Below are 22,469 nucleotides of genomic sequence, written 5' to 3'. Positions count from 1 at the left end.
GCGAAAATCCGTTCCTGAGCCTGGCTGGTGGAAGAGCATTCAGCGGCTTTTGCCAGTTACGTCGTCGGCAACAACACGGTCGAAGCGTAGGCATTGGTCGATAGGTAGGTGTTGACCAATCTAGCGATCGACGCCGGGGTGTGGGCGCGAATGCGATGGGGATAACTGTAGCTATCGGCGGCGGCAGCCACCACGCTGTAATACCCATACAGCCCCGCGAGTTGGCCCGGGGTTTCGGTGGAAAAGGCAAAGTCGTTGACGAGCAATCGCTGGGCCCGCTCTAACTCAGCTAAGGGCACCGTTTGCACCGCCAACGTTGACAGCCGCTCGCAAATCAGCGCTTCGACGGCATCGACCACCTCGGGGGCGAGCCAGGCTTGCAGGGTAAAGAGGCTGCAATCGCGCTGTAGGGAAAAGCTACTGTTGATATCCAACACCCATTGGCGTTCTTCTCGCAGTTCGCGCACGAGCCGCGCACTGCGGCCCTCAGCCAGCAGGGTCGATAGAATATCCATGCCGCAGGCGGCGTCCAGATCATCGATTCCCGGCCCCATCCAGGCCATGGTCAGGCGGGCATGTTCCAACCGGGGAATGCGTAACACTTGGCGGCGCACGCCCCACCAAGACTCAATTTTGCCGGGGGTCGCGGCGGGCGGTGACGTCGGGGGCGTGGGGAAAGCTCGAAACGCTTGGCGCACCAAGTCCAGGGTCGGTTCCAGGGGAATGCCGCCCGCGATCACCACGGTCATGTTGTCGGGCTGGTAGTGCCGTTGGTGAAAGCTGCGCATCTCTTCGGGCGATCGCTGCGCCAAAATTTCCGCCGTGCCCAACACGGGGCGACCGTAGGCATGGTCGGGAAATACCTGTTCTGACAGGGCCTGAAAGCCGACCCAGTCAGGATCATCGTGGGCTTGGCGAATTTCTTCCAGCACTACCTGCCGCTCCCGCACAAACTCATCGGCGGGAATTGCGGCATGAAGCACGAGGTCGGCCAGATGGGGCAACGTCGTGGGCAAGGCGTCGGCGGCCACCGCCATGTAAAAGTGGGCATAGTCGTGACTGGTGGCGGCGTTGCTAAATCCCCCCTGGGTTTCGATGGTGTGGTCAAACATGCCTGGCAGCAGCCGCTCAGTGCCCTTAAACACCATGTGTTCTAAAAAGTGGGCCATGCCCATCCAGTCTTGCGGTTCCTGGGCTGCGCCGGCATTCACCCAAACATCAGCGACCACGACCGGGGTAGCGGGCATATGCTGATGCACCACCGTCAGCCCATTTTCGAGACGATGGACGGTGCCGGGAAAGGTCAAGGTTGTAGTAATCAATGACAAAATGGCGCGATCGCGTATGAATAAATCAGCGGGTCAGATGCCCGGCATCCCCTTAACCCCTCGTTGCGGACAGTCACCGAACCGGAGCCAAGCCCAAGATCCCTTCGAGAGTTACTGAGGTAGGTACACAAAACAGTCGTGTTTGCTACCGGGGACGAGCACATCTACCGAGGGCTAAGTATTTTTTAGCGTTGAATGCCCTGTCAGGGTAGCGAATTTTGCTCATCTTTGATGATGAACTCCGTCTCCCCGTTAACCTTCTTTAAATTAGTCCTTAGCGTTCTTAAAAAACAAAATCCCTCTCTGCTGGGCAGAAAGGGATTTCAAAGAAGGTATTCACCGCAGCGCCGTCTTACCTCAGTTTCCGACCTGGAAGAACCAGGTGGGAATGCTGGCACCGATTTTAAGTTTCCGAGTACAAGCTCGGTTTACTGCCATCGGCACATCTTGATTCCCTTAGAGACAAAGCATAGATCGACAAACAGTATTGGCAGTCACCAACGCCGTAGTGAACCTTCCGCCATCATAACCAACAGTACCCCAGCGATCGCAAGGGGGTTATACGAATTCTCTATCTAGAGATTACGACTCGCCAAGGGGATACCAGAGGGTCTCAATCTTTTTCAAGATGTTTTGCCAGTCATCCTCAGCCTGTAGGCAGACGGTGACATGGCCGAGTTTGCGACCGGGACGCGCCCCCTGCTTGCCATACCAATACACCTGTGCCTGGGGAATTTGCGAGAGTTGGGCACGCTGCTCGGCATAGTCGCTGGTGGAGGTTTCAAAGCCTAGCAGATTGACCATAAGGGCGCGATCGCACGTCATCTCCGTGCTGCCGAGGGGCTGCCCCGTCACTGCCAAGAGCTGCTGGGCGAATTGAGAGGTTTCGCAGGCATCCAGCGTGTAATGCCCGGAGTTATGGGTGCGAGGGGCGACTTCATTCACCAAAACTTCGTCGCCTGGGGCGAGAAAAAGTTCAATGCCCAACACGCCGACAAAGTCGAGGGCTTCGATGAGGGTGTGGGCGATCGCCGTCACTCGTTGCTGCACGGCCTCCGGCACCGCAGCCGGGGCAATCACTCGGCGACACACCTGATTCACCTGCTGAGTCTCGACGACGGGATACACCGCGATTTCACCACTGGGCGATCGCGCCACCATCACCGCCAGTTCTTTTTCAAAGGGAATAAAGGCTTCGAGCAGGACGGGCGGGCGCTCAATGCGCTGCCAGGTCGTCAACAGTTCACTGGCGGAGGCAATCATGAAGGTACCCTGGCCGTCATACCCCAAGCGGCGCGTTTTCATTACCAGGGGAAAGCCGATGGGGGCGGCGATGTCGGCCACGGCATCGTTTGCGATCGTGTCATCTAGTGTGACAAAAGGCGGATTGGGCAAGCCGTGACCAGCGAGAAACTGGCGTTGCGTGTATTTGTCCAATAGCGGCTCTAACGCGGCTAAGCGGGGGCAAAATTGCACGCCGCTAGTTTCTAAGGGCGCAAGGGCAAGCAAATCGACAAATTCGTTTTCAAAGGTAACGACATCACAGCGATCGCTGAGCGCTTTCGTCCCTACGGCATCGGCCACGGCAGCCAACACACAATCAGCCGCTGTCGGCACCGCCGGATCAGTTTTTTGGGGAGTTTGAACGACAATTTCCACCCCCGATTTGGGCGCTTCTAGCCCCATCATCCAGGCGAGCTGACCGCCCCCAATTACCCCAACTCGTTGCTTTGCCATCATCCTTCCTACCTTCGGCGCACGCTGCTCAGGCAGCGTAGACAGCACTAAGTTTGCGGTTTATCCACATTAGGCTTACCACATCCTCGCGGTGGTAAGAGTTGACGCCATCGCACCCATGCCCGGGTCGATTTGGCAAGGTTAAGAGAGTTTGTTATGGATTTCAGTCAGTACTTCGAGCAGTCAACGGTGCGATGTTCAATCGATCCATCGGCCTCATAACGCGGCTAGAACGATGAGTCCAGTCAGGGCAAAACTCAGGCTTGGCCCCAGCAACGCCATGCCTCCAGCCGTGCGCCAGCTTTGGGACATTCGCCTGACCTCAAAACCGCAATTAATTCTACGGTGCTAACATTTGGGCGTTAACTAGGTCAGGCTCATTGATCGCTGCGGAGCTCTGCCTAAGTACACGTCACCCGAAACGGTGAATCAGTCTCTGCTATCTACCACTTCGTCACCATGTTGATCAAATCTTTGGTTGTTATTGGGTCTGCGATCGCGGCAAGCGGCAGCTTAGCCACGACTGTATTGGCCCAGCCCTTGCCCCCCACTGTCACGATTGGCGACACAGACTACAAAATCGAGTTTAAATTAGGCGTTTTTGGAGACCACATTGTTGAATTGCAAGCTCAACCGTGGTACTCCAAAAACGATTTCACCTTCGCGACTAAAGCGGCTCGTCAGGTATTTGATTGCGCTGCGGGCAGTCCCTTTGATCGCCCCATTTGTGCAACTCCCTTTGATGCCTTTGGGGCAACTACCGTCAACACGGCCTTTGGGGGAGCGTCGCCTTGGTTTGTTTACGATGTCGAGGCGGGGGTGGCCGCAGTGGCAGTGGGCTTTTCGGACGTGGCAGGCGGAGCCAATGTCCTGAGCCAGATCGCCGCCGACTTAGATACCCAGCAAACTTTTGCGATGGTCACTCCAACGCGGCCCGTCGCCGAAGCGCAAACCACGATTCCGGAGCCGACCTCGTGGATGGCAATCATCGCCGTGGGGGCGATCGCCCTCGGCAGTCGGTGGGTTCACCGTCATTGAGCTACCCCGATGCTTGATTAACCTAAGCGCGTAGCTAGGCGGTGGCGGCAAGCAAGGCGCGGTGGCGAGGGCAAGGCCCGACTCTTAGGAAGCTAGCCAGAACCGCCATGGCAGGCGATGCCAACGGGAGAAATTCGGTGTAAACGTCCGCACTCAGTTACATTAACTAGAGTTGAGGCTCCCCCACCGATACCGCTCCTATGGTTACGCTACTCATCTTTTTGGCCGCGATCGCCCTCCTCGTTTGGGGCTTTGTGCGCGCTCGTCCCTACGGCAAAATCGGCGTCTTTGCTTGGCTACAATCCGTGGTGCTGATGCTGCCCTGGCTACTGTTTTTTGGCCTGTTCACCCTCGGCATTTACATCAATTTAGCCGGGGTGTTGCTGTTGGTGGTGGCATCCGCAGGGACTTACATCTATTTAGGGCGGCGTTTGCGAGTGTTGGGACAAGACGAACTAGCGGCCCAAAAGCTGAAAGAGTTTATGTCACCCCCGGCGTCGGAAGCGATCGCCCAAGAGATTGCCCAGGGTACGGCTACGGATACCGCTGAGTTGGGCAGCCCGGTTGATCGCCCCGAGGCCAATGCGGCGGCGAAGACCGCTCCGCCAGAGTCATCTGACTCGCCAGACACCGAAGCAGAACCGATGATCGCCCCCGATGATCGGGTCGCCTTGGAAGGCATTTTTGGCGTCGATACGTTTTTTAGAACCGAGACCGTACCCTACGACCAAGGGGCCATTTTCAAGGGCAATTTACGCGGCGAGCCAGAAGCCACTATCGCCACCCTCACCACCTTGGCAGATGAGCGATTGGACCAGCGCTTTCGCCTCTTTCTGGTGGCCGATCCGCAGGGGAAGCCCGCGATCGTCGCCCTGCCTAAAACCACAGACCCCAAACCCCTAACCCCGGTGCAAAAAGGATTTGCCGTGGTAATGGCGATCGCCACTGGGTTAACCTGCCTAGAAGCCAGCGGCATTTTGATGGGCTTTGATCTGCTATCGACCCCCGAAAAATGGCCCCAGGCGCTGCCCTTTGCGGCGGGCGTCATCACGATTCTAGTGGCCCATGAAATCGGCCACTGGGTCATGGCCCAACAGAATCAGGTCAGGCTCAGTTGGCCGTTCTTTTTGCCCACTTGGGATATCGGGGCTTTTGGTGCCCTCACCCGCATTGAGTCAGTTTTGCCCAATCGTTCTGTACTCTTTGATGTGGCGATCGCCGGCCCGGCAGTCGGCGGCATCCTGTCCTTTGCGCTGCTGATTGTAGGTTTGCTGCTTTCTCATCCCGGCAGTGAATTTCAGTTACCCGTTGAATTTTTCCAAGGTTCTGTACTCGTCGGAGCGCTTGCCAAAATTGTGCTGGGCGACGCTTTGGCCAATCCGCTTATCGATATTCATCCCCTGGCCTTGGTGGGGTGGTTGGGCCTGGTGATTACTGCACTGAATTTACTGCCCGCCGGTCAACTCGACGGGGGGCGCATCGTGCAGTCAATCTATGGTCGCAAAACGGCAGGCCGCGCCACGGTGATTACCCTCATCATTTTGGCGATCGCCTCCCTCGCCAACCCCCTCGCTCTGTATTGGGCCGTGTTGATTTTGTTTTTGCAACGCAATCAAGAGCGCCCCGCCACGAACGAACTCACCGAGCCCGACGATGCTCGCGCCGCCTTGGGATTGCTCGCTCTATTTCTCACCCTGGCCACCCTCTTGCCGCTCACGCCCTCTCTGGCTGGACGTTTGGGCATCGGCTAAGCCGCTGTCATTGGGGTAGATAGGCGATCATCACTCACTCGCTGCTACGCCGGAAACTATAGAGTAAATTCGGGAACACATCGATCACTTGCATCAGGAACTCAGGGTGGAGCGCCTGAACTGTGGGACAACGTGAACAGCGGGCCAAGGATCGTTGGCCGCCTTACCCGCTTTGGCAGGGAGGTGGGCAGTGAGCGCAAAAAGAGGTTGCCGCCCTGTCACCGCCCCCGGTAGCTTAATGGTTCTTCATGGGGTGATCCGGTGCTCTTTCAAAATTGATGCGACCATTGAAAAAGCGCCGCTTGGGCATTTCATCTCGGGTTGACCTCAGCCTGAAGACAATTCATTTTTAATATTCTGTTTTGACATCGGTTGTTATCACTCTCTATGACAGTCGCACCCTCAAGGTCGAATCCTCTCCCCCATTACCCCCAGATTCATCAAGCGCTGAAAACCTGTCTCCAACAGGCCCAGCAGGCCAACACCGAACAGCTGGCGAGCTTGTCGTTTCCGCTGCCCATGGTCGATCCGTTGGCGGTGTTATTGACCTATCCGCAACCCCATCAGCGTCAGTGCTATTTTGAATCACCCTCCCGCGGACAGGCGATCGCCGCCTGGGATGCCCTCATTTGTGAGCACTTCAGCGGTCGCGATCGCTTCACCGCCGCCCGTCAGACCATTGCCCATTGGCAGCCTCACATCCACGCCTTTCCCCAACGACCGGAGGGGCCTTACTTTTTCTGTAGCTTTTCCTTCTTTGATACCGTCGCTGCGGCCATTGGGGGCTTTACCCCGGCAACGGTGCTGCTCACCCGTTGGCAAGTCGTTCGCCAAAAGCAGCGCTGCGTCTTGATTGCCAATGTGCTGATTCGTCCCCACAGCCGCTTAGCCCCCCTGGCGCGGGCGATCGCCGAACAGGTGAGTCAGTTGCAGCGCCTGGCCCCCACCGCCCGCCTACGGGAAAGTCCCGGCGGCCGCGACGCCGTTGCCTGGCAGCCCCAACTGGCCCTGCCCGAAGGCCAACAGTTTCAGCAAAAGGTGACGAATACCCTCGCCGCCATTCACCGGCATGAGTTGCAAAAACAAGTGGTGGCCCAAGCCTTTGATGTCACCCGCGCCCACCCCTTTCGGCGAGACATTGCCCTGCCCCGCTTGCGATCGCGCTATCCCGACTGCTACATCTTTTCCTTTTCCGGAGCAGCCGATAGCCACTTCATCGGGGCCAGTCCCGAACGCTTACTGAGCATCCGCCAGGGGCGACTCGTCACCGATGCGCTGGCCGGGTCGGCCCCCCGAGGACCAACGCCTGAGCGCGATCGCGCGATCGGCCAGCAGTTGCTCAAAAATCCCAAAGAACAGCAGGAGCACCAACTCGTGCTCGATTTCATTGTGCAGCGCCTGGAGGCCGAAGGACTGCATCCTTGCTACAGCACCCCCCCCGGACTGCTGCGACTTTCCAATATTCAACACTTGCACACCCCCATCTGCGCCGAGGTGACCCCCCAGACCTCGCCCCTGCGCTTAGTCGAGTGTCTGCACCCAACGCCGGCCGTGGCAGGCGTCCCCATGGCAGCAGCCTGCGATCGCATTCAGCAAGAGGAAACCTGCGATCGGGGCCTGTACGCCGCTCCCCTGGGGTGGATCGACCCTGCCGGCAACAGCGAATTTATCGTTGGCATTCGCTCAGCGTTAATTCAAAAAAATCAGGCCCGCTTGTTTGCCGGTGCCGGCATTGTCGCCGACTCTGACCCCGCCCAAGAACTCGCCGAAATTCAGCTCAAGCTGCAAGCCCTAGCCGAAGCCCTGGGGTAAAAGACAACAGGCGTGACGCTTCCCGAGTGCGGCCTCTTGCTTATCGTCCCCCAATCAAGAGCAAAAAGGGCGTCACAACTCGCAAAGTGTGTAACGCCCCTCCTGATCCTCAAGCCCTAGCAAAACATTAACTGCTAGCCAGGGATTCTTAACCCCAATTACTGTTCTTGCATCAACCGCAAGTAGTTTTGTCGTAGCTGCACGTGACTTTCCGTAATCCGCTCGGAGAGATGCTTTTCCACCTGGCACAACTCCTGCCAAAAGGTCGCGGAGCGTTGGGTCGTCACATATTCGCGCCAGAGCATCTGCAACATCGCCGCAGTCTGCGGATCATTCGCCCGCACCGTCTCTAAAACTTCGTTAAAGGTCGCGTGGGCTTGCTCGTTGGAATCAGTATTTTGCGCCAGATTAATCGCGCTTTCCAAGGCTTTCACCGGAGATTGTGATAGGGGCTTATCCATGGCTTCCTTCTCTCTGAACAACACAAACAGGCTTTTAAAGCCGAAATGCTCTAGGGCTTCTTATACAATGCGTAAACAGAGTATACAGACTGATAACTTTCTGATCTATGGGCAAGAACCGTATTCTTTCGGGCATTCAACCTACGGGCAACCTGCACCTGGGCAATTATTTGGGGGCCATCCGCAACTGGGTTGCCTTACAAGAGGAATACGACAGCTTCTTGTTCATGGCCGATTTGCACGCCATCACGGTGCCCCATAATCCCAAGGCGCTGGCTGCCGATACCTACAAAGTCGCGGCCACTTACCTCGCCTGTGGCATCGACCCGCAAAAATCCACTATTTTTGTACAATCTCACATTTCGGCCCACAGCGAATTGGCTTGGCTCTTCAACTGTGTGACGCCGCTGAACTGGTTGGAGCGCATGATCCAGTTCAAAGAGAAAGCCGTCAAGCAAGGGGAGAATGTGACGGTCGGCTTGTTTGACTACCCGGTATTGCAGGCCGCCGACATTTTGCTGTATGAGCCGGATTTGGTGCCCGTTGGCGAAGACCAAAAACAGCATGTGGAACTCACCCGTGACATTGTGAATCGCTTCAACTTTCAATATGGCAGCGATGAGAAACCTGTCATCAAGGTGCCAGAGCCGATGATTCAAAAGGCGGGGGCGCGGGTCATGAGTCTGACGGATGGGACGAAAAAGATGTCGAAGTCTGATCCCTCCGAAATGAGCCGCATTGATTTAATTGATCCGCCAGAGCTGATTCTGAAAAAAATTAAGCGCTGCAAAAGTGACCCGGTGCGCGGTCTAGAGTTTGATAACCCCGATCGCCCCGAATGCCAAAATTTGCTGACGCTCTACATGATCCTATCGGGCCAAACTAAAGAATCTGTGGCGCAGGAATGCGCTGACATGGGGTGGGGACAATTCAAACCGTTGCTGGCCGAGACGATGGTGGCAACACTGCAACCCATCCAAGAAAAATATCAGGCCCTAATGGCCGATCGCGCCTATTTGGAATCAATTCTGCGGGAGGGGCGCGAAAAAGCGGAAGCGATCGCCCTGCAAACCCTTGCTAAAGCAAAATCAGCTCTGGGCTATTCACAGCCGCTTTAGACCATTAACGGTCGCTTACTCTGACTTCAGCATGGCAAAGGTGGCAGGATATACTGACCAAATAGCTGACCTCTGGATGCCTCTTCTATTTCTACCTGCAACCAAAATTTTCTTTAAACCAGTTTGATGTCGCCCACTGATACCCACGCCTTACCCACCTCACATTTCCAAAAAGCTGCCGAGGCTCGGGAGTTTTTGATCACGGCAGAAGTCATGCCGCCCAAGGGGGGGGATGTGAGCCACATGGTGCAGATGGCTCAGCAGTTGCGGGGGCGAGTCCACGCCGTCAACATTACTGACGGCAGCCGTGCGGTAATGCGCATGTCATCTCTAGCTGCGTCAGTCATCTTGCGACAGCAAGGGCTGGAGCCAATTTGCCAAATGGCCTGCCGCGATCGCAACCGCATTGCCCTCCAGGCCGATTTACTGGGTGCCTATGCCCTGGGGATTCGCAATATTTTGGCGCTGACGGGCGACCCGGTAAAAGCAGGCGACCAAACCGGAGCACGTCCCGTTTTTGACCTGGAATCGGTACGGCTACTGCAGCTCATCCGCCAGTTAAACAATGGTGTGGATGCCTGCGATCGCCCCTTACCCAATCAAGCGGTGCGATTATTTGCCGGAGCCGCGATCGATCCCCAATGTCGCAGTTGGTCGGGGCTCCAGCGGCGCTTTGCCAAAAAGCTCGAAGCGGGAGCGCAATTCTTTCAAAGTCAACTCATCGATGACTTTGAGCGGCTAGAAAAGTTTATGGATCAAATCGCGGTGGGCTGCGATCGCCCCATTTTGGCCGGCATTTTTCTGCTGAAGTCCGCTAAGAACGCCCAATTCATTAACCGCAACGTCCCCGGCGTCAATATTCCTGAGCACATTATTCAACGCTTGGCGACCGCCTCAGAGCCCCTCCGCGAAGGCATGATGATCGCGGCGGAACAGGTCAAAGCCGCCCAGGATCTCTGCCAGGGCGTGCACATGATGGCCATTCGGCGGGAAGATTTAATTCCTGAAATTTTAGATCTCGCTGGGATCAAACCTTTACAGGCGACGCCCACCGTCACACAACGTGAGCCTACGGAACTTGCGCGCGTCCGATTCAACCGGACCAAGGTACTCGGCGGCGAGGGATAAGTCCTGATCCCCAGCGTCCTCATTCATCGGCTCAGGGATAGTAATGACCGTCCGGCAAAATTGTGGTGCGATCGCACTTCGCGTTCGCCACATCCAGATTAGCAGCCCGAAAAAAATTCGCCCCGATTACACAAGCTTGGCTCAAATCGGCATCTTGGAGTGCAGCCCCAGTCAGGTCAGCCTCAGTCAGGTCGGCCCCAGTCAGGTCAGCCCCAGTCAGGTCGGCCCCGCTTAAATTACAGCGACAGAAACTCGCTTCCCGCAGTCGGGCATAGCGCAGATCAGCCCGCGACAAATTGACGCCGTCTAATTGTGCCCGGTTCAAGTTGCTGTTGGTGAATTTGGCATCGCCAAGGTTGCCCTGTTTTACCACCAAATCTTGCAGATTAGCTCGACTCAAATTGCCATACGGCAAATAAACATTATTAATCGTCGCTGCAAAGAGATCAATTTCTCGCAAATCACATTCAAACTCATCCGCATGTTCGATCTTGACACCTGGGAATCGGCGATCGCCTGCCCGATAGCGAGCCAATAATTCACTAAAATCTAGCATCACCATAAAATCAAATTTTCCGCTGAACACCCAACAACCCTTTTATTAGTTTCACTCCCTAAATCGCTTGCGAATCGGGCCCATACCAAGATCTACTTCACCCTGACAACAGCCCTCAGCTCGATCCAACAAAACGGGTCAAAGGCAGTTTTCCACGTGAGGCTAAATGATGGCCGACTCAACCAGAAAGCCCTTCTCGCTGGGAGTTGAGAGTTCACCACCATAAATATCTATGAGCCGCCACCACACCTATTGAATCCATCAAAACCGCCTCAACTATTGCGCTCAATTTCACCAACATAGAGTCTGGCGCGCAACTCAAATTGACACAGACAAACGACACAAATGTGTAGCTTTACGAGTAGCCGATTTCGGCCTAGAAAAGGAAACCTAAGCAACACTTGACAGGACGTTGTCAGCCAAAAATTTTCAATCCACTGAGAACACATTGGCTGAAAAAATAACGATTAATGCAGCAAACTTTATCCCTCTCAATAGTCAGTTAACGGTTGTTAAGTTACAGTGCTTTGACGAATGTTTCACCTGGCTTAAAGATATTTTTGGATTTATCTCAGCCTCATATCTACTTTCACTAATGGCTGAGAAAAGTAACGCTTATAGATATTTTTGAACGACGGACTCCCAGGTTGCTAGCTAGCATCAACCTCCTGTTGAATTTTCTCAGCCTGTCCGTTGTTTTCGTTGGAGTGTTTCCAGCTAATAACTAACGATGAAGTCATTCGAAAGACTCGCAAGTCACGCAGTCTGTGAATCACGCCCTGAGCCGCTGGCCCTCGCAAATGTCCATCCAGCTCAAATGTCGATGGGGTTGTGCAGCTGAAACGCCTTTGATGTTGGCGCATACAAGTTAGCGACCGTAAATATTGATGGTTTCGAGGGCGATCGCTGTCAGTCGCCTAGGCGAGAATGTAGAGTAATTCATAACAGCTCCCAATTTTTGGGCTGTATTCAACATTCAACTTTTCAGTGGAGCTGCGCACAGCCGGATTGCTGAAGCTGCTAATCGTATGAGTTCTCTCAGTTCAATAGCGGAATATTTCCACGATCGCACTAAATACAGTCCTGACTCGATTGCTCAGGCGGGTCGCGCGATGCAAGGAGCCCAGCCTGAGCCCTTCAAGACCTATCGGCTCGGGACGGAGATCGACCTTAAACCTTACCTAGAAGAATCTAAGGTCAACCCTGAGGCGACTGCAGATGAGCGGGCCTGGGCCAGGCTTTCCCACTTTTTGATCAACGTATACGGCCTCACCGCTCAGATTCAAACCCTGATGGGGCAGACGTTTTATCTGCGAGCGGCTCCTTCTGCCGGTGGTCTATATCCGACGGAGATTTACCTGGTGTCCCGGGGCAATCAGCTACTGCCCGCTGGCTTATACAACTACCAGGCCCGCACCCATGCACTCTGGCGGTTTTGGGACGACCACCCCTGGCAAGCCTTGCAGGCCGCTTGCTTTTGGCATCCCGCCTTAGAGACGACCCAGGTCGCGGTCATCCTCACCAGTGTGTTTTACCGTTCGGCTTGGCGCTATCAAGACCGCGCTTATCGGCGCATCTGCCTAGACGCGGGGCACGTGTTGGGCAATCTGGAGCTGGCCGGTGCCCTTGTGGACTATCGTCCGCACCTCATTGGCGGTTATCTCGATTCAGCCATCAACCAAATGCTGTATCTGGATACTGAAGCAGAGGGAGCGATCGCCGTGGCCGCTTTGGCCGACATGCTGCAAGTCGAGCAAAACCTGCCCCATCTCACCACAACTCAGCCGAGCCCGGCACAGGTCAAGATGCCCCGGCTCGCCGAGGGCGAACTGCTGCCTCTCATGCACCAAGCTACCTGCATCCAGCAGGATGAAGACTTTCGGTGGCACAGTCGTCGCCCCAGTGTGGCCGATCAAGTCGGACCAGCCGCTACAGCAATTCCTGACGACAAATACAATTTTCCGTTTTGCCTCAAAGTATCCACCACCACACCGCCCATTGACTGGGACACGCGCTTGCGAGGTATGGAGAAAACCCTATTGCGGCGACGCTCGACCCGAGAATTTAGTGGCGCTAACCTCACCCTAGAAGAACTCAACGCGGTGCTGGATTTTGTCTACCAGCCCCATCACTACATTGAGCAAGGTCTAGATGGGGATCCAGATTATTGCGACCTCAGCTTGATTCAGACTTTTGTCGCCGTTTCGGGTGTCGATGGGTTAGAGGCTGGCTGCTACTACTACGCTCCCTTGACCCAAGAACTCCGACAAATTCGCTTCAAGAACTTTCGTCCTGAGTTGCAATATCTCTGTTTGGGACAAGACTTAGGCCATGACGCGGGAGCGGTCATTTTTCACACGGCTGACTTAAAAGCCGCGATCGCACGCCATGGCGATCGCGGCTATCGTTATCTCCACTTAGACGCTGGCCATTTGGGACAACGCCTGAATGTGGCCGCTGTCCGCTTAGGGTTGGGCGTCAGCGGCATTGGCGGCTTTTTTGATGACCAAGTCAATGAAGTGCTGGGCATTCCCGAAGACGAAGCCGTTGTGTACATTACGACACTCGGGCGACCCGCCGCTGCCGCCACCGGTTAAGAGGCTGCCACTTGCCCCGATCCCTGACCGGGACTCAGAGGATGCCTTAAGAGGTTGCTTTGCGTCGTAAAGATGACCCAGGTCCCTTGAGACTGGGCTGAAACGCCTCTTTCATCGTCGTTTTTCTAGGTGTCCTAGGTAGCAAAACCTTGGCTAGAGAACTTTTCAAACACCCTCTCAGCAGATACACTGACCCCAGATCGAAGTAAGCTGATCTAACACAGTGAAATCGAGTTTCTTCTTATATGGTCACAATCAACGAGAACTATTTGAAGCTGAAAGCGGGCTACCTCTTTCCAGAAATCGCCCGTCGAGTTACGGCATTTGCGGAGGCTAATCCCACCGCGCCGATTATTAAACTGGGTATCGGTGATGTCACCGAACCCCTACCTGAAGCCTGCCGAGTCGCGATGATCAAAGCCGTTGAAGAAATGGGCGATCGCGACTCATTCAAAGGCTACGGCCCCGAGCAAGGCTACGAATTCCTCCGCGAAAAAATTGTGCGCCATGACTTTCAAGCCCGTGGGTGCGACATTACCGCCGACGAAATCTTTATTTCCGACGGTTCTAAGTGCGACTGCGGCAACATTCTCGACATCTTTGGCCACGACAATACGATTGCCGTCACCGACCCGGTCTATCCCGTCTATGTAGACACCAATGTCATGGCTGGCCACACTGGCCCAGCAGGTGAAGATGGCACCTACGAAGGGCTGATTTACTTACCAATCTCTGCAAACAATAACTTCACAGCGGAGATTCCGGACTATAAAATCGACCTGGTCTATCTCTGTTTCCCCAACAATCCCACTGGGGCCGCCGCCACTCGTGAGCACTTACAGCAATGGGTCGATTACGCCCACACCCACGGTTCCCTATTGCTGTTCGATGCGGCCTATGAAGCCTTCATTACTGAAGACGACATTCCTCACTCCATTTATGAGATTCCCGGAGCGCGGGATTGTGCGATCGAATTCCGGTCATTCTCCAAAAATGCAGGCTTTACGGGAACCCGTTGCGCCTTTACCGTCGTGCCCAAAACCATCAAAGTCACGGCTTCAGACGGCACCGAAGTTGACCTTCACCGGTTGTGGAATCGCCGCCAGTCCACGAAGTTCAACGGTGTGTCTTACATTGTGCAGCGCGGAGCCGAAGCTGTTTACACCGGAGCTGGGCAAACTCAAGTCCGTAAGCTGATCCGGTTCTATTTGGAGAATGCTCGCATCATTCGTGAAAAGCTGTCCGAAGCGGGCATTCAAACTTATGGTGGAGTCAATGCTCCCTATGTTTGGGTCAAAACACCCTATGGACTCTCTAGCTGGGATTTCTTTGACAAGTTACTGCATACTTGCAACGTCGTCGGCACACCTGGTTCAGGCTTTGGGGCCGCTGGCGAAGGGTATTTCCGCATCTCAGCCTTCAACAGCCGCGAAAATGTCGAAACTGCGATGCAGCGTATTACCGAAAAGTTCAAAGCTTAGGTCATAGATCAGCCATCTGCTCTAATTAGGGGTTGGGTGCTGCTGACTTCAAATTGCCCCTTGCCGCAGTTTGATTCATTGACTCGACGCCATGTTTGACAATCAGTCGTCGTCATCTAAGCCGTCATTGCATCAGCAAAAAAGGGAGCTAGTTCTCACTAGCTCCCTTTTTTTACTAAGCCGTCATGCAACTAAGGCCACACACAAAAAAGGGTTAAGCAACTTTAGTGCGCTTTTGCCATGCCATGGCACCACCGAGCAGCCCTAAACCAAGCAGTAAAGTCGGTTCTGGAACCTTGGCAGTGGTCCCTACAAACTTCCAGTCGGGACCATTAAACCCACTTTGGCTGAAGAAGCGCAGTGTCGACACCTCGCCACCCTGTACACCCAAATCGGCAATTTTGATCCCTAAGGAACCAACCGACTGAGCTTTTTCGATCTCAGAAGTGTCGATTTTAAAGCCAGTGCTAAACCACATATCGCGGGTGATGTCTAGCCGGTTGCCAAGCAATTCACCGCCAGCACCGACAGCTTGAATCCCGAGATCACTATTCATCCCTCGTTCCCAAATAAAGAGGGTCTTAATCGCCTCGCTGAAATTCAGGTCAATCTCAAACCGACCTTTATCTTCTGTATCGATAATGTGATTAATGTTGTTAGTGCTAAGGTTGGCAACCACATCTGCCGCCGTAGCGTCTTCTGCACGTGCACCTCCCGTGGCATCATCTCCAGTATCAGCACTCGCCGCCCCAGTGTTGCCACCAGTGTAAGCGTCGTTGTAGACGATCTCAGCGGAAGTTACGTAAGAAAACTCGTCAATGATTTGATCCCCAACTGTGATCGATTCCAGCAGGATGTCGGCTGTCGATGAACTGGTCTGGGAATACGTTCCCTCAAAATCGAATCCCAATGCGAAAGCTTGGCTCGTACTAAAACCTGAGAGTAAAGTACCGGTGGCTAACCCGGTGGCCATAGCAAACTTTGAAATAGAAAGAGACATGGTTGCTTACCCGAATACGACTGTCACGCTTTTGACAATAACGGGTAAAAATCGGCGAGACGACAGCGATGCTACCCAACCGAAAGTTGGTTGCACCTTACAGATTCTTTACTTAGCACTTAAGCACTCTCCCAACGGATCCAAAAAATGTATCAAAGAGTGCATTTGTTCAATTATTTAGGGTGACAGCGATCGCCAGTTTTGACGACCGAAGCCGACAACAGGTTGATTTGACGTCCTTTGTCTGCTGAGCTGAACTGTAAAAATCCACGTCTCAGTAGATTTTCTCAGATGTTCCGCAGAATTGCTGAATCGGTCATGATTTGCCAATGGTGGATGAGTTTAATCTCTATTAATAGGGATTTCTAGAAGTAGGGTCTCTACTAAATCATGTAATGGGTGTGTCTTTTGGTCTGGCGCTTTGTCTTGCCTACATCGTCGGTTTGCTCATCAGCGCGATCGCGGGGTATGGGTCTGTCGGTGTCATTTCAGTATCTTGGGCCGGGGTAGCGGGATTGCTGCTGCTGTCAGGCTGGGGGAGGTTGGCCCATCGTGCGTGGCGGTTAGGATGGCAACCGGGACGCTGGTGCGGCTTGGGAGTGGTGGTGCTGTTAGCGGCCATCTACATGCCCCTACGATCGCCGGTTGCGGGCGCGCACGATGTTAGTCAGTTCTTACAACGGGCTAACACCATTGGCACAGAACACGTCATTGTGGGGAGAGCGATCGAAGATCCGCGCCTCAATCGCGATTTAAAGGGCCGGCTTTTAGTCGCTGCTCAAAATTTACAAGTCTTAGATATCGATGGTGCGGTTACGTTTCAAATTCCTGTTAGCGGGCGAGTCTATGTCACGGCTCCCCTGCTTCAAGTTACCGGACTCCACGCCGGACAGCGAGTGACTGCAAGGGGACAGCTTTATCGCCCACAGCCCGCGATGAATCCGAATGGGTTTGACTTTCGAGCCTACCTCACCCAACGAGGCACATTTACAGGCCTCGTTGCCCACGAGTTCACGTTTGACCGGGCCACCTGGGGTCTCTGGCAAGTGCGGCAACGCATTGTGCGCACTCAGGTGCGAGCCTTAGGCAGTCCTTTAGGACAACTGGTGAGTGCCATGGCCTTGGGACGTAAAGCGGTTGACCTACCTAGCCCTATCCAAGATGTCTTCATGCGGGTTGGTCTGGCCCATACGATCGCGGCCTCCGGGTTTCATGTGTCGTTATTGTTAGGCGTCGTACTCGCACTATTGCGATCGCGTTCCAACCAATTACAGGCCTGGTGTGGCCTTGGTGTGCTGGTCTGCTATGTCTTACTAACGGGTGCTCAAGCCAGTGTGATTCGAGCCGCCTTGATGGGTGGGGCCGCGCTACTGGCATTAGCGACCAACCGTCGAGTGCGAGCGGCTGGAGCCTTGATCATGGCCGCCACGGTCATGTTGCTCATCAATCCCACCTGGCTATGGAGTGTTAGCTTTCAGCTCAGCGTCACGGCAACCTGGGGCTTAATCGTCACCGTGCCAACTCTGATGCGCCGATTAGACTGGCTGCCGGTCATGGTGGCATCTTTAGTCGCTGTGCCGATCGCGGCTACGCTGTGGACTCTACCGTTGACGCTGTACCACTTTAATGTGTTGGCGGGACTCAGTATTGTGCTCAATGTCGTGGCTATGCCTTTGGTCACTGTGATCAGTCTCGGAGGCATTGCGAGCAGTGCTTTAGCATTAGTGTTTCCACCCCTTGGGGGCATCGTGGCCCATGCGCTCTACTATCCAGCGGCAGCGCTGTTGTGGCTCGCGCAAACGAGTAGTCAACTACCCGGGAGCTCGATCGCCATTGGGCAAATTTCTCGCTGGCAACTGTGCGGTCTGTATCTCATCCTCTTGGGGCTTTGGGGCGGTGGCGGTTGGCTGCAACAACGTCGGGGCTGGCTACAGCCCATGTTCGCGATCGCGTTTCTGATGCTGATTGTGTGTCCACTCGGTTGGCACTGGGCAACGCAGGACCAAGTCACGGTGTTGGCGGCTGGACAAGAACTGATCTGGGTGCAACAAGACCATGGCCAGACCACACTAATTAATAGCGGCGATGCGAAAACGGCTTTCTACACCGTCGAGCCTTTTTTAACCCAGGCGGGCGTCAATCATCTGGAATCCGCGATCGCGCTCCCGTTTGGGGCCGACTATCGACAGGGGTGGCAGCGACTCTTGGCGCAGGTGCCAACGGCGCATCTCTACAGTACCGATACGGCAACCGCCGACCTGATTTCCCAGGGGCAGTTTCATCCATTACAGGCCGGTACCACTACCGCCCTGAACCAACTGTCGCTGCAACTGCTAGGGGTTGAAAATCCGATTGTGCGGTTGAGCGATCGCCAAGATTGGCTATTGTTGCCTGAACTGCCATTAGGGACTCAGGAGCATCTGGCAAAAACAGGCACCACCCTCCAAAGCCAGGTCTTAGTCTGGGCTGGAGATGAGCTCAGCCCGGCCTTGGTGGAAGCCGTCGCCCCGCAAGTGGCTATTTGTTATGGTCAGCAGTTGCCTGAATCCCTCGAACGTCAGCTCCAGCAGCAAGGCATCCAAGTATTTTGGACCCACCGAGATGGAGCCATTACCTGGCAACCAAAGCAAGGATTCCGCCGCTATCTTTCAACTCCGCATCGCATCCAAGCGTTTTAGGCCATTGCCGGTAACGCCTCTCTTCAAAATAATGCGGCGATGGGATGTGCCGTGGGACATGAAGCAACTTGGCTAGCGTCGGCAGAACTCACCCGTAGACCGACTGGCAAGCCCTACACATAACTCATCGGCCGAGGAAGCAGGGCTCAGTCCTCTTCTTTCACGGCATCTTGGGCTTGCTCGGTTAAATAAGGCAACAGTTGCGACTGAATCGATTCTGACTGGTTGCCCCAGAGCATTTTGCAAAATTGGTGCTTACCTTGAGCACTCGCACGATTGAGCACCCCAGCCAGCTTTTCACAGTTCACAGACTCAGTCATCATGGCTCCTTGACATTTTGCGTATTTTGCCGAAATATCAACCGTCAAACAGTTTTGCTTGATACAGCAGATTTTACTCTTAGTTCTCCGACAATATTGACTTGCGTAACGCCTAGCAGATTTGTGCAGGCGTTCGGCCAATTTTCTCCGGATGACCTAGTGATCGCGAGAAGACTGAAGTGGTAGATGCACCCTGATTGTTACCCCTGGACCTCCATTGCGAGGTTCAGGGTTTTTTTTGCGGTTCGGAAGTGGTAGGAATACTTAGATGTGATCGCGGCCCCTGGTTCACGCCTGTGGGCTCAGTTAGCGCGATGGTAGACAATTCTGAAACCGACAAAGGGAGAGCAATCATGGCAAAAACACAGGTCGGCGTTTTGTTTGGCGGTTGCTCAGGCGAGCATGAAGTCTCGATTTGTTCGGCGCAGGCGATCGCGGGAGCCCTCACCCAGGGAACCAATGCCGAAAAATATGCCGTGATTCCGGTCTACATTACCAAAGCCGGAGTTTGGCAGTTTGGCGATCGCGCCGCCCAAGTCTTGCAGTCGGGCGAGCCTTCCTCTAGTGATGGTGAAACCGCGAACCCAGGCGATCGCTTGCCTGCCCCCCAACCGCTCAACGCCATTGACATCTGGTTTCCCGTATTGCACGGCCCCAATGGCGAAGACGGCACCATTCAAGGACTACTCTCGCTACTACAAATCCCGTTTGTGGGCTCTGGCGTGCTCGGCTCGGCGGTCGGCATGGACAAAATTGCCATGAAAACCGCCTTTGCCCAGGCCGGACTTCCGCAAGTAAACTATGTCGCTGTGACCCGCGCCGAAGTATGGTCCAACCCCTGTGTCTTTCCCAAGCTGTGCGATCGCATTGAGGCAGCCTTAGGCTATCCCGCGTTTGTGAAACCGGCCAACCTCGGCTCGTCCGTCGGGATTGCCAAAGTGCGATCGCGCCAGGAATTGGAAGCCGCGCTAGACAGTGCCGCTAGCTATGATCGCCGCATCATCGTCGAAGCCGGAGTCGAGGCTCGCGAAGTCGAATGTGCGGTCTTGGGCAACGACGTACCGAAAGCTTCCGTCATCGGTGAAATCAGCTTTGAGAGCGATTTTTACGACTATGAAACCAAATATTCTGCCGGACAAGCCGATTTGATGATTCCCGCGCCGCTGTCGCCAGAAGTCACTCGCCAGCTTCAAGAAATGGCGGTGCAAGCCTTTCAAGCGGTCGATGCGGCGGGCATTTCACGAGTCGATTTTTTCTACGTTGAGTCAACAGGTGAGATTTTCCTCAACGAAATCAACACCTTGCCCGGCTTTACCCAAACCAGCATGTACCCGATGCTGTGGCAGGCTAGCGGTATGACTTTCGAAGCCCTCGTGGATCAGTTGATCCAGTTGGGCCTGGAGCGATCGCAGCCCATCAGCGCCTAACCCCAGCATTTCAGGTGTCTGACCCCACAGAGAATTGAAGGATTACCTAAAATTAAGGTCAGGTCAACGACTGAGGATTGCGGACTACTGGATCCTCTTTCTCCAGTTCCCCGGTCAAATCTATCTGACTATTCATTGTCCCGACTGGCGCTCAGCCGCCGACTTCACCATGACCATTGCAAAACTGATCGACCAATTTGAAGCCTGGGCACCGCCCCAGTGGCAAGAAAGCTGGGACAACTGCGGCTGGCAAATCGAGCCGGGTATCTTGGGCGCATCGGCCCATGTGCTGGTTTGCCTGACGCCGACGCTGGCCGTTATGGAAGAAGCGATCGCTCGACGAGCCGCCGGTACACCGATCAATTTAATTTTCGCCCATCATCCGCTAATCTTTAGTCCCCTCAAATCGGTGCAAACGGGCACCCCCATTGGGGAGATGGTGCGGCTGAGTTTCACCCACGGCATTGGGGTCTACAGCGCCCACACCAACTTTGATCAGGTGCCCGACGGCACTGCCGATGTGTTGGCGCAGTTGATGAATTTGCAACAGCCACAGCCGATTACCCCAACCCAACCGGGTATCGGGTACGGTCGCGTCGGAACTATACCGGAACCCACAACGCTTGCCCAAGTGCTGGCAACCATTCAACAGCAGCTCACCCCACCCGATTTGCTGTATTCTCCCGAAGCAGATTTACAGCAGCCCATTCACCGCCTCGCCGTATTGGGCGGCTCTGGGGCCAGTTTCATCGGCGACGTGGTGAAATCGGGGGCTGATGCCTACCTCACTTCTGACTGCAAGTTTCACCAGTTTCAAGAAGCGCGCGATCGCGGTCTCGTTTTGATTGATGCGGGACACTACGCCACCGAACGTCCGGCTTGCGCTCGGTTAGTCGACAAGCTACGATCACTCGGTGCCGAGACCGCCCAGTTGAGCGATCGCGACGAAGACTTTCGCCAGTTTTGGCAAACGACCTAGAGCGCTTTACGATACGCCCGCAAATAAAGCTGCGAAGGGTTTTGTCGTCGCATTTTCCTGGGCGACGATTTCCACAATTTTATTTTTGGCCGCTGCATCTTGTAACGCTGCTACGCAAGTCTCCGCCACCTTAAGCCGAGGAATGTTGCCTTCAAACAACGTATCGGCAGGGGCCATAATTAGCGGGCGATCGTCCGTATCATCGTTCTTTAATCCCCCAGGGCGCACAATCGTATAAGGCACGCCGCTCTTGATCAAATAGTCTTCGGCCTGCTGCTTCCAATACAGCACGAGCCAAAACAGATTCAACGGATGAAAGAAGCGCGACACACACAAAGATGACACCATCACGAAGTGGTCGAGATTGTGAGCCTGAGCTACGTCAATCAAATTTTTAGTGCCCTCGTAGTCCACCTGATAAGGTCCAGTGGGATCAAAACTGGGCCGCGCCCCAGTGGCACAAACCAACACCGTGCAGTCAGCGATCGCTGCTTCGATCGTGTCGCGCTTGAGTACATCGCCCACCGCAAACTCAACCGTGTTCGGCAAAATCGCCTGCGCTTGTTGGCGATCGCGCACCAGCACCCTCACCGGAATCCCCTTTGCGACTAGTACCCGCACAATTCGACGACCCGTTTCCCCTGTCGCCCCAACAACCAAAGCTTTCATGCAATTTCCCCTTTCATAACAAGCGGCAAACCATTGACTTTCATCTATCAAACCAATAGAAAAGTTGCGCCAATTTTTCTCTCAAACCGTAGTGATAGCTTCAAACTCCAGCACACGTTTATTTCTAAGCTAACCCTACTCCAGTAAGCCTGCGGAGAAAAGCGTGAAATTGATCCCGGTTCCCCGGCAAGAGTCCGTATATTTGCGACTGATGGAGCAGAAAGAACCGAGTTAGGCTACAAACAGCTCAGATCAGCCTTCAAACTTTAACGAAGGAATATTCTTCAGCTGTTCGTCGGTTAAAATAGCCTCCAATACTATAGTGAAGCTATAAGTAGCTGCTGAACCGTGCCATTGGGCATTTGCATTTAAAACCAGATAGCAAACCG

17 protein-coding genes and 1 other RNA gene are annotated in these 22,469 nt (G+C 54.5%); 10 read left to right on the top strand and 8 right to left on the bottom strand.

Annotation, left to right across the window (positions count from 1 at the left end; all coding sequences use genetic code 11):
• Nucleotides 1–56: 56 nt before the first annotated feature.
• The 3 genes from JUK32_RS14185 to JUK32_RS14175 form a co-directional block, all read right to left on the bottom strand.
• On the bottom strand, nucleotides 57–1,328 hold the full coding sequence (locus JUK32_RS14185) for a pitrilysin family protein (protein WP_239112662.1): 1,272 nt from the start codon (nucleotides 1,326–1,328) through the stop codon (nucleotides 57–59).
• A 332-nt stretch (nucleotides 1,329–1,660) separates the two neighbouring features.
• A non-coding RNA gene (gene ssrS, locus JUK32_RS14180) (6S RNA) lies at nucleotides 1,661–1,843 on the bottom strand.
• Between the two features lie 67 nt (nucleotides 1,844–1,910).
• Nucleotides 1,911–3,065: a 5-(carboxyamino)imidazole ribonucleotide synthase gene (locus JUK32_RS14175; RefSeq protein ID WP_239112661.1), complete on the bottom strand. Its 1,155-nt coding sequence runs from the start codon at nucleotides 3,063–3,065 to the stop codon at nucleotides 1,911–1,913.
• Nucleotides 3,066–3,524: 459 nt separating this feature from the next.
• Between JUK32_RS14175 and JUK32_RS14170 the strand changes: the two genes are divergently transcribed.
• The 3 genes from JUK32_RS14170 (at nucleotide 3,525) to JUK32_RS14160 (ending at nucleotide 7,666) form a co-directional block, all read left to right on the top strand.
• Nucleotides 3,525–4,103: a hypothetical protein gene (locus JUK32_RS14170; protein WP_204139513.1), complete on the top strand. Its 579-nt coding sequence runs from the start codon at nucleotides 3,525–3,527 to the stop codon at nucleotides 4,101–4,103.
• A gap of 200 nt (nucleotides 4,104–4,303) precedes the next feature.
• On the top strand, nucleotides 4,304–5,854 hold the full coding sequence (locus JUK32_RS14165; protein ID WP_204139512.1) for a site-2 protease family protein: 1,551 nt from the start codon (nucleotides 4,304–4,306) through the stop codon (nucleotides 5,852–5,854).
• Nucleotides 5,855–6,241: 387 nt separating this feature from the next.
• Nucleotides 6,242–7,666 carry an isochorismate synthase MenF gene (locus JUK32_RS14160; protein ID WP_204139511.1) on the top strand — a complete coding sequence of 475 codons (1,425 nt, stop codon included), beginning with the start codon at nucleotides 6,242–6,244 and terminating at the stop codon, nucleotides 7,664–7,666.
• A 158-nt stretch (nucleotides 7,667–7,824) separates the two neighbouring features.
• Here JUK32_RS14160 and JUK32_RS14155 read toward each other — a convergent pair whose 3' ends face one another.
• Nucleotides 7,825–8,127, bottom strand: coding sequence for a hypothetical protein (locus JUK32_RS14155; RefSeq protein WP_204139510.1), 303 nt, complete (start codon nucleotides 8,125–8,127; stop codon nucleotides 7,825–7,827).
• Nucleotides 8,128–8,234: 107 nt separating this feature from the next.
• Between JUK32_RS14155 and trpS the strand changes: the two genes are divergently transcribed.
• Both trpS and JUK32_RS14145 read left to right on the top strand, forming a co-directional pair.
• Nucleotides 8,235–9,245 (top strand): tryptophan--tRNA ligase, encoded by a 1,011-nt coding sequence (gene trpS, locus JUK32_RS14150; RefSeq protein ID WP_204139509.1) that lies wholly within the window; start codon nucleotides 8,235–8,237, stop codon nucleotides 9,243–9,245.
• A 126-nt stretch (nucleotides 9,246–9,371) separates the two neighbouring features.
• Nucleotides 9,372–10,373 (top strand): methylenetetrahydrofolate reductase, encoded by a 1,002-nt coding sequence (locus JUK32_RS14145; RefSeq protein ID WP_204139508.1) that lies wholly within the window; start codon nucleotides 9,372–9,374, stop codon nucleotides 10,371–10,373.
• A 31-nt stretch (nucleotides 10,374–10,404) separates the two neighbouring features.
• On the opposite strand, the gene JUK32_RS28265 is transcribed toward JUK32_RS14145, so the two are convergent.
• Nucleotides 10,405–10,935: a pentapeptide repeat-containing protein gene (locus tag JUK32_RS28265; protein ID WP_204139507.1), complete on the bottom strand. Its 531-nt coding sequence runs from the start codon at nucleotides 10,933–10,935 to the stop codon at nucleotides 10,405–10,407.
• A 1,022-nt stretch (nucleotides 10,936–11,957) separates the two neighbouring features.
• Here JUK32_RS28265 and JUK32_RS14135 point away from each other — a divergent pair.
• Nucleotides 11,958–13,526: a SagB/ThcOx family dehydrogenase gene (locus JUK32_RS14135; protein WP_204139506.1), complete on the top strand. Its 1,569-nt coding sequence runs from the start codon at nucleotides 11,958–11,960 to the stop codon at nucleotides 13,524–13,526.
• 245 nt (nucleotides 13,527–13,771) lie between these two features.
• A complete protein-coding gene (locus tag JUK32_RS14130; RefSeq protein ID WP_204139505.1) occupies nucleotides 13,772–15,007 on the top strand; it encodes an LL-diaminopimelate aminotransferase in 1,236 nt (411 codons plus the stop codon).
• A gap of 214 nt (nucleotides 15,008–15,221) precedes the next feature.
• On the opposite strand, the gene JUK32_RS14125 is transcribed toward JUK32_RS14130, so the two are convergent.
• Entirely contained in the window at nucleotides 15,222–16,007 is a 786-nt protein-coding gene (locus JUK32_RS14125; RefSeq protein ID WP_204139504.1) for an exosortase-dependent surface protein XDP2, read from the bottom strand.
• Between the two features lie 395 nt (nucleotides 16,008–16,402).
• Between JUK32_RS14125 and JUK32_RS14120 the strand changes: the two genes are divergently transcribed.
• Nucleotides 16,403–18,685 (top strand): ComEC/Rec2 family competence protein, encoded by a 2,283-nt coding sequence (locus JUK32_RS14120; protein WP_204139503.1) that lies wholly within the window; start codon nucleotides 16,403–16,405, stop codon nucleotides 18,683–18,685.
• A 146-nt stretch (nucleotides 18,686–18,831) separates the two neighbouring features.
• Here the strand turns inward: JUK32_RS14120 and JUK32_RS14115 are convergent, their stop codons facing one another.
• Nucleotides 18,832–19,005: a hypothetical protein gene (locus JUK32_RS14115; RefSeq protein WP_204139502.1), complete on the bottom strand. Its 174-nt coding sequence runs from the start codon at nucleotides 19,003–19,005 to the stop codon at nucleotides 18,832–18,834.
• 353 nt (nucleotides 19,006–19,358) lie between these two features.
• Between JUK32_RS14115 and JUK32_RS14110 the strand changes: the two genes are divergently transcribed.
• Together JUK32_RS14110 and JUK32_RS14105 are read left to right on the top strand one after the other, a co-directional pair.
• Nucleotides 19,359–20,432 (top strand): D-alanine--D-alanine ligase family protein, encoded by a 1,074-nt coding sequence (locus JUK32_RS14110; RefSeq protein WP_204139501.1) that lies wholly within the window; start codon nucleotides 19,359–19,361, stop codon nucleotides 20,430–20,432.
• Nucleotides 20,433–20,601: 169 nt separating this feature from the next.
• A complete protein-coding gene (locus tag JUK32_RS14105; protein WP_204139500.1) occupies nucleotides 20,602–21,411 on the top strand; it encodes a Nif3-like dinuclear metal center hexameric protein in 810 nt (269 codons plus the stop codon).
• Nucleotides 21,412–21,417: 6 nt separating this feature from the next.
• On the opposite strand, the gene JUK32_RS14100 is transcribed toward JUK32_RS14105, so the two are convergent.
• Entirely contained in the window at nucleotides 21,418–22,080 is a 663-nt protein-coding gene (locus JUK32_RS14100) for an SDR family oxidoreductase (protein WP_204139499.1), read from the bottom strand.
• Nucleotides 22,081–22,469 lie beyond the last annotated feature (389 nt).

The sequence above is a fragment of the Halomicronema sp. CCY15110 genome (assembly GCF_016888165.1).
Classification (GTDB): Bacteria; Cyanobacteriota; Cyanobacteriia; order Phormidesmidales; family Phormidesmidaceae; genus Halomicronema.
Note: the sequence above shows the minus strand (reverse complement) of the source record. Positions and strands in the feature narration are given on the sequence as shown.

What these genes read in the sequence shown, in the direction of transcription:
- JUK32_RS28265 (WP_204139507.1), bottom strand. Translation starts at nt 10,935, where the DNA reads ATGGTGATGCTAGATTTTAGTGAATTATTGGCTCGCTATCGGGCAGGC.
- JUK32_RS14120 (WP_204139503.1), top strand. Translation starts at nt 16,403, where the DNA reads ATGGGTGTGTCTTTTGGTCTGGCGCTTTGTCTTGCCTACATCGTCGGT.
- JUK32_RS14125 (WP_204139504.1), bottom strand. Translation starts at nt 16,007, where the DNA reads ATGTCTCTTTCTATTTCAAAGTTTGCTATGGCCACCGGGTTAGCCACC.
- JUK32_RS14115 (WP_204139502.1), bottom strand. Translation starts at nt 19,005, where the DNA reads ATGACTGAGTCTGTGAACTGTGAAAAGCTGGCTGGGGTGCTCAATCGT.
- JUK32_RS14135 (WP_204139506.1), top strand. Translation starts at nt 11,958, where the DNA reads ATGAGTTCTCTCAGTTCAATAGCGGAATATTTCCACGATCGCACTAAA.
- JUK32_RS14175 (WP_239112661.1), bottom strand. Translation starts at nt 3,065, where the DNA reads ATGGCAAAGCAACGAGTTGGGGTAATTGGGGGCGGTCAGCTCGCCTGG.
- JUK32_RS14130 (WP_204139505.1), top strand. Translation starts at nt 13,772, where the DNA reads ATGGTCACAATCAACGAGAACTATTTGAAGCTGAAAGCGGGCTACCTC.
- JUK32_RS14145 (WP_204139508.1), top strand. Translation starts at nt 9,372, where the DNA reads ATGTCGCCCACTGATACCCACGCCTTACCCACCTCACATTTCCAAAAA.
- JUK32_RS14165 (WP_204139512.1), top strand. Translation starts at nt 4,304, where the DNA reads ATGGTTACGCTACTCATCTTTTTGGCCGCGATCGCCCTCCTCGTTTGG.
- JUK32_RS14100 (WP_204139499.1), bottom strand. Translation starts at nt 22,080, where the DNA reads ATGAAAGCTTTGGTTGTTGGGGCGACAGGGGAAACGGGTCGTCGAATT.
- JUK32_RS14110 (WP_204139501.1), top strand. Translation starts at nt 19,359, where the DNA reads ATGGCAAAAACACAGGTCGGCGTTTTGTTTGGCGGTTGCTCAGGCGAG.
- trpS (WP_204139509.1), top strand. Translation starts at nt 8,235, where the DNA reads ATGGGCAAGAACCGTATTCTTTCGGGCATTCAACCTACGGGCAACCTG.
- JUK32_RS14160 (WP_204139511.1), top strand. Translation starts at nt 6,242, where the DNA reads ATGACAGTCGCACCCTCAAGGTCGAATCCTCTCCCCCATTACCCCCAG.
- JUK32_RS14105 (WP_204139500.1), top strand. Translation starts at nt 20,602, where the DNA reads ATGACCATTGCAAAACTGATCGACCAATTTGAAGCCTGGGCACCGCCC.
- JUK32_RS14170 (WP_204139513.1), top strand. Translation starts at nt 3,525, where the DNA reads ATGTTGATCAAATCTTTGGTTGTTATTGGGTCTGCGATCGCGGCAAGC.
- JUK32_RS14155 (WP_204139510.1), bottom strand. Translation starts at nt 8,127, where the DNA reads ATGGATAAGCCCCTATCACAATCTCCGGTGAAAGCCTTGGAAAGCGCG.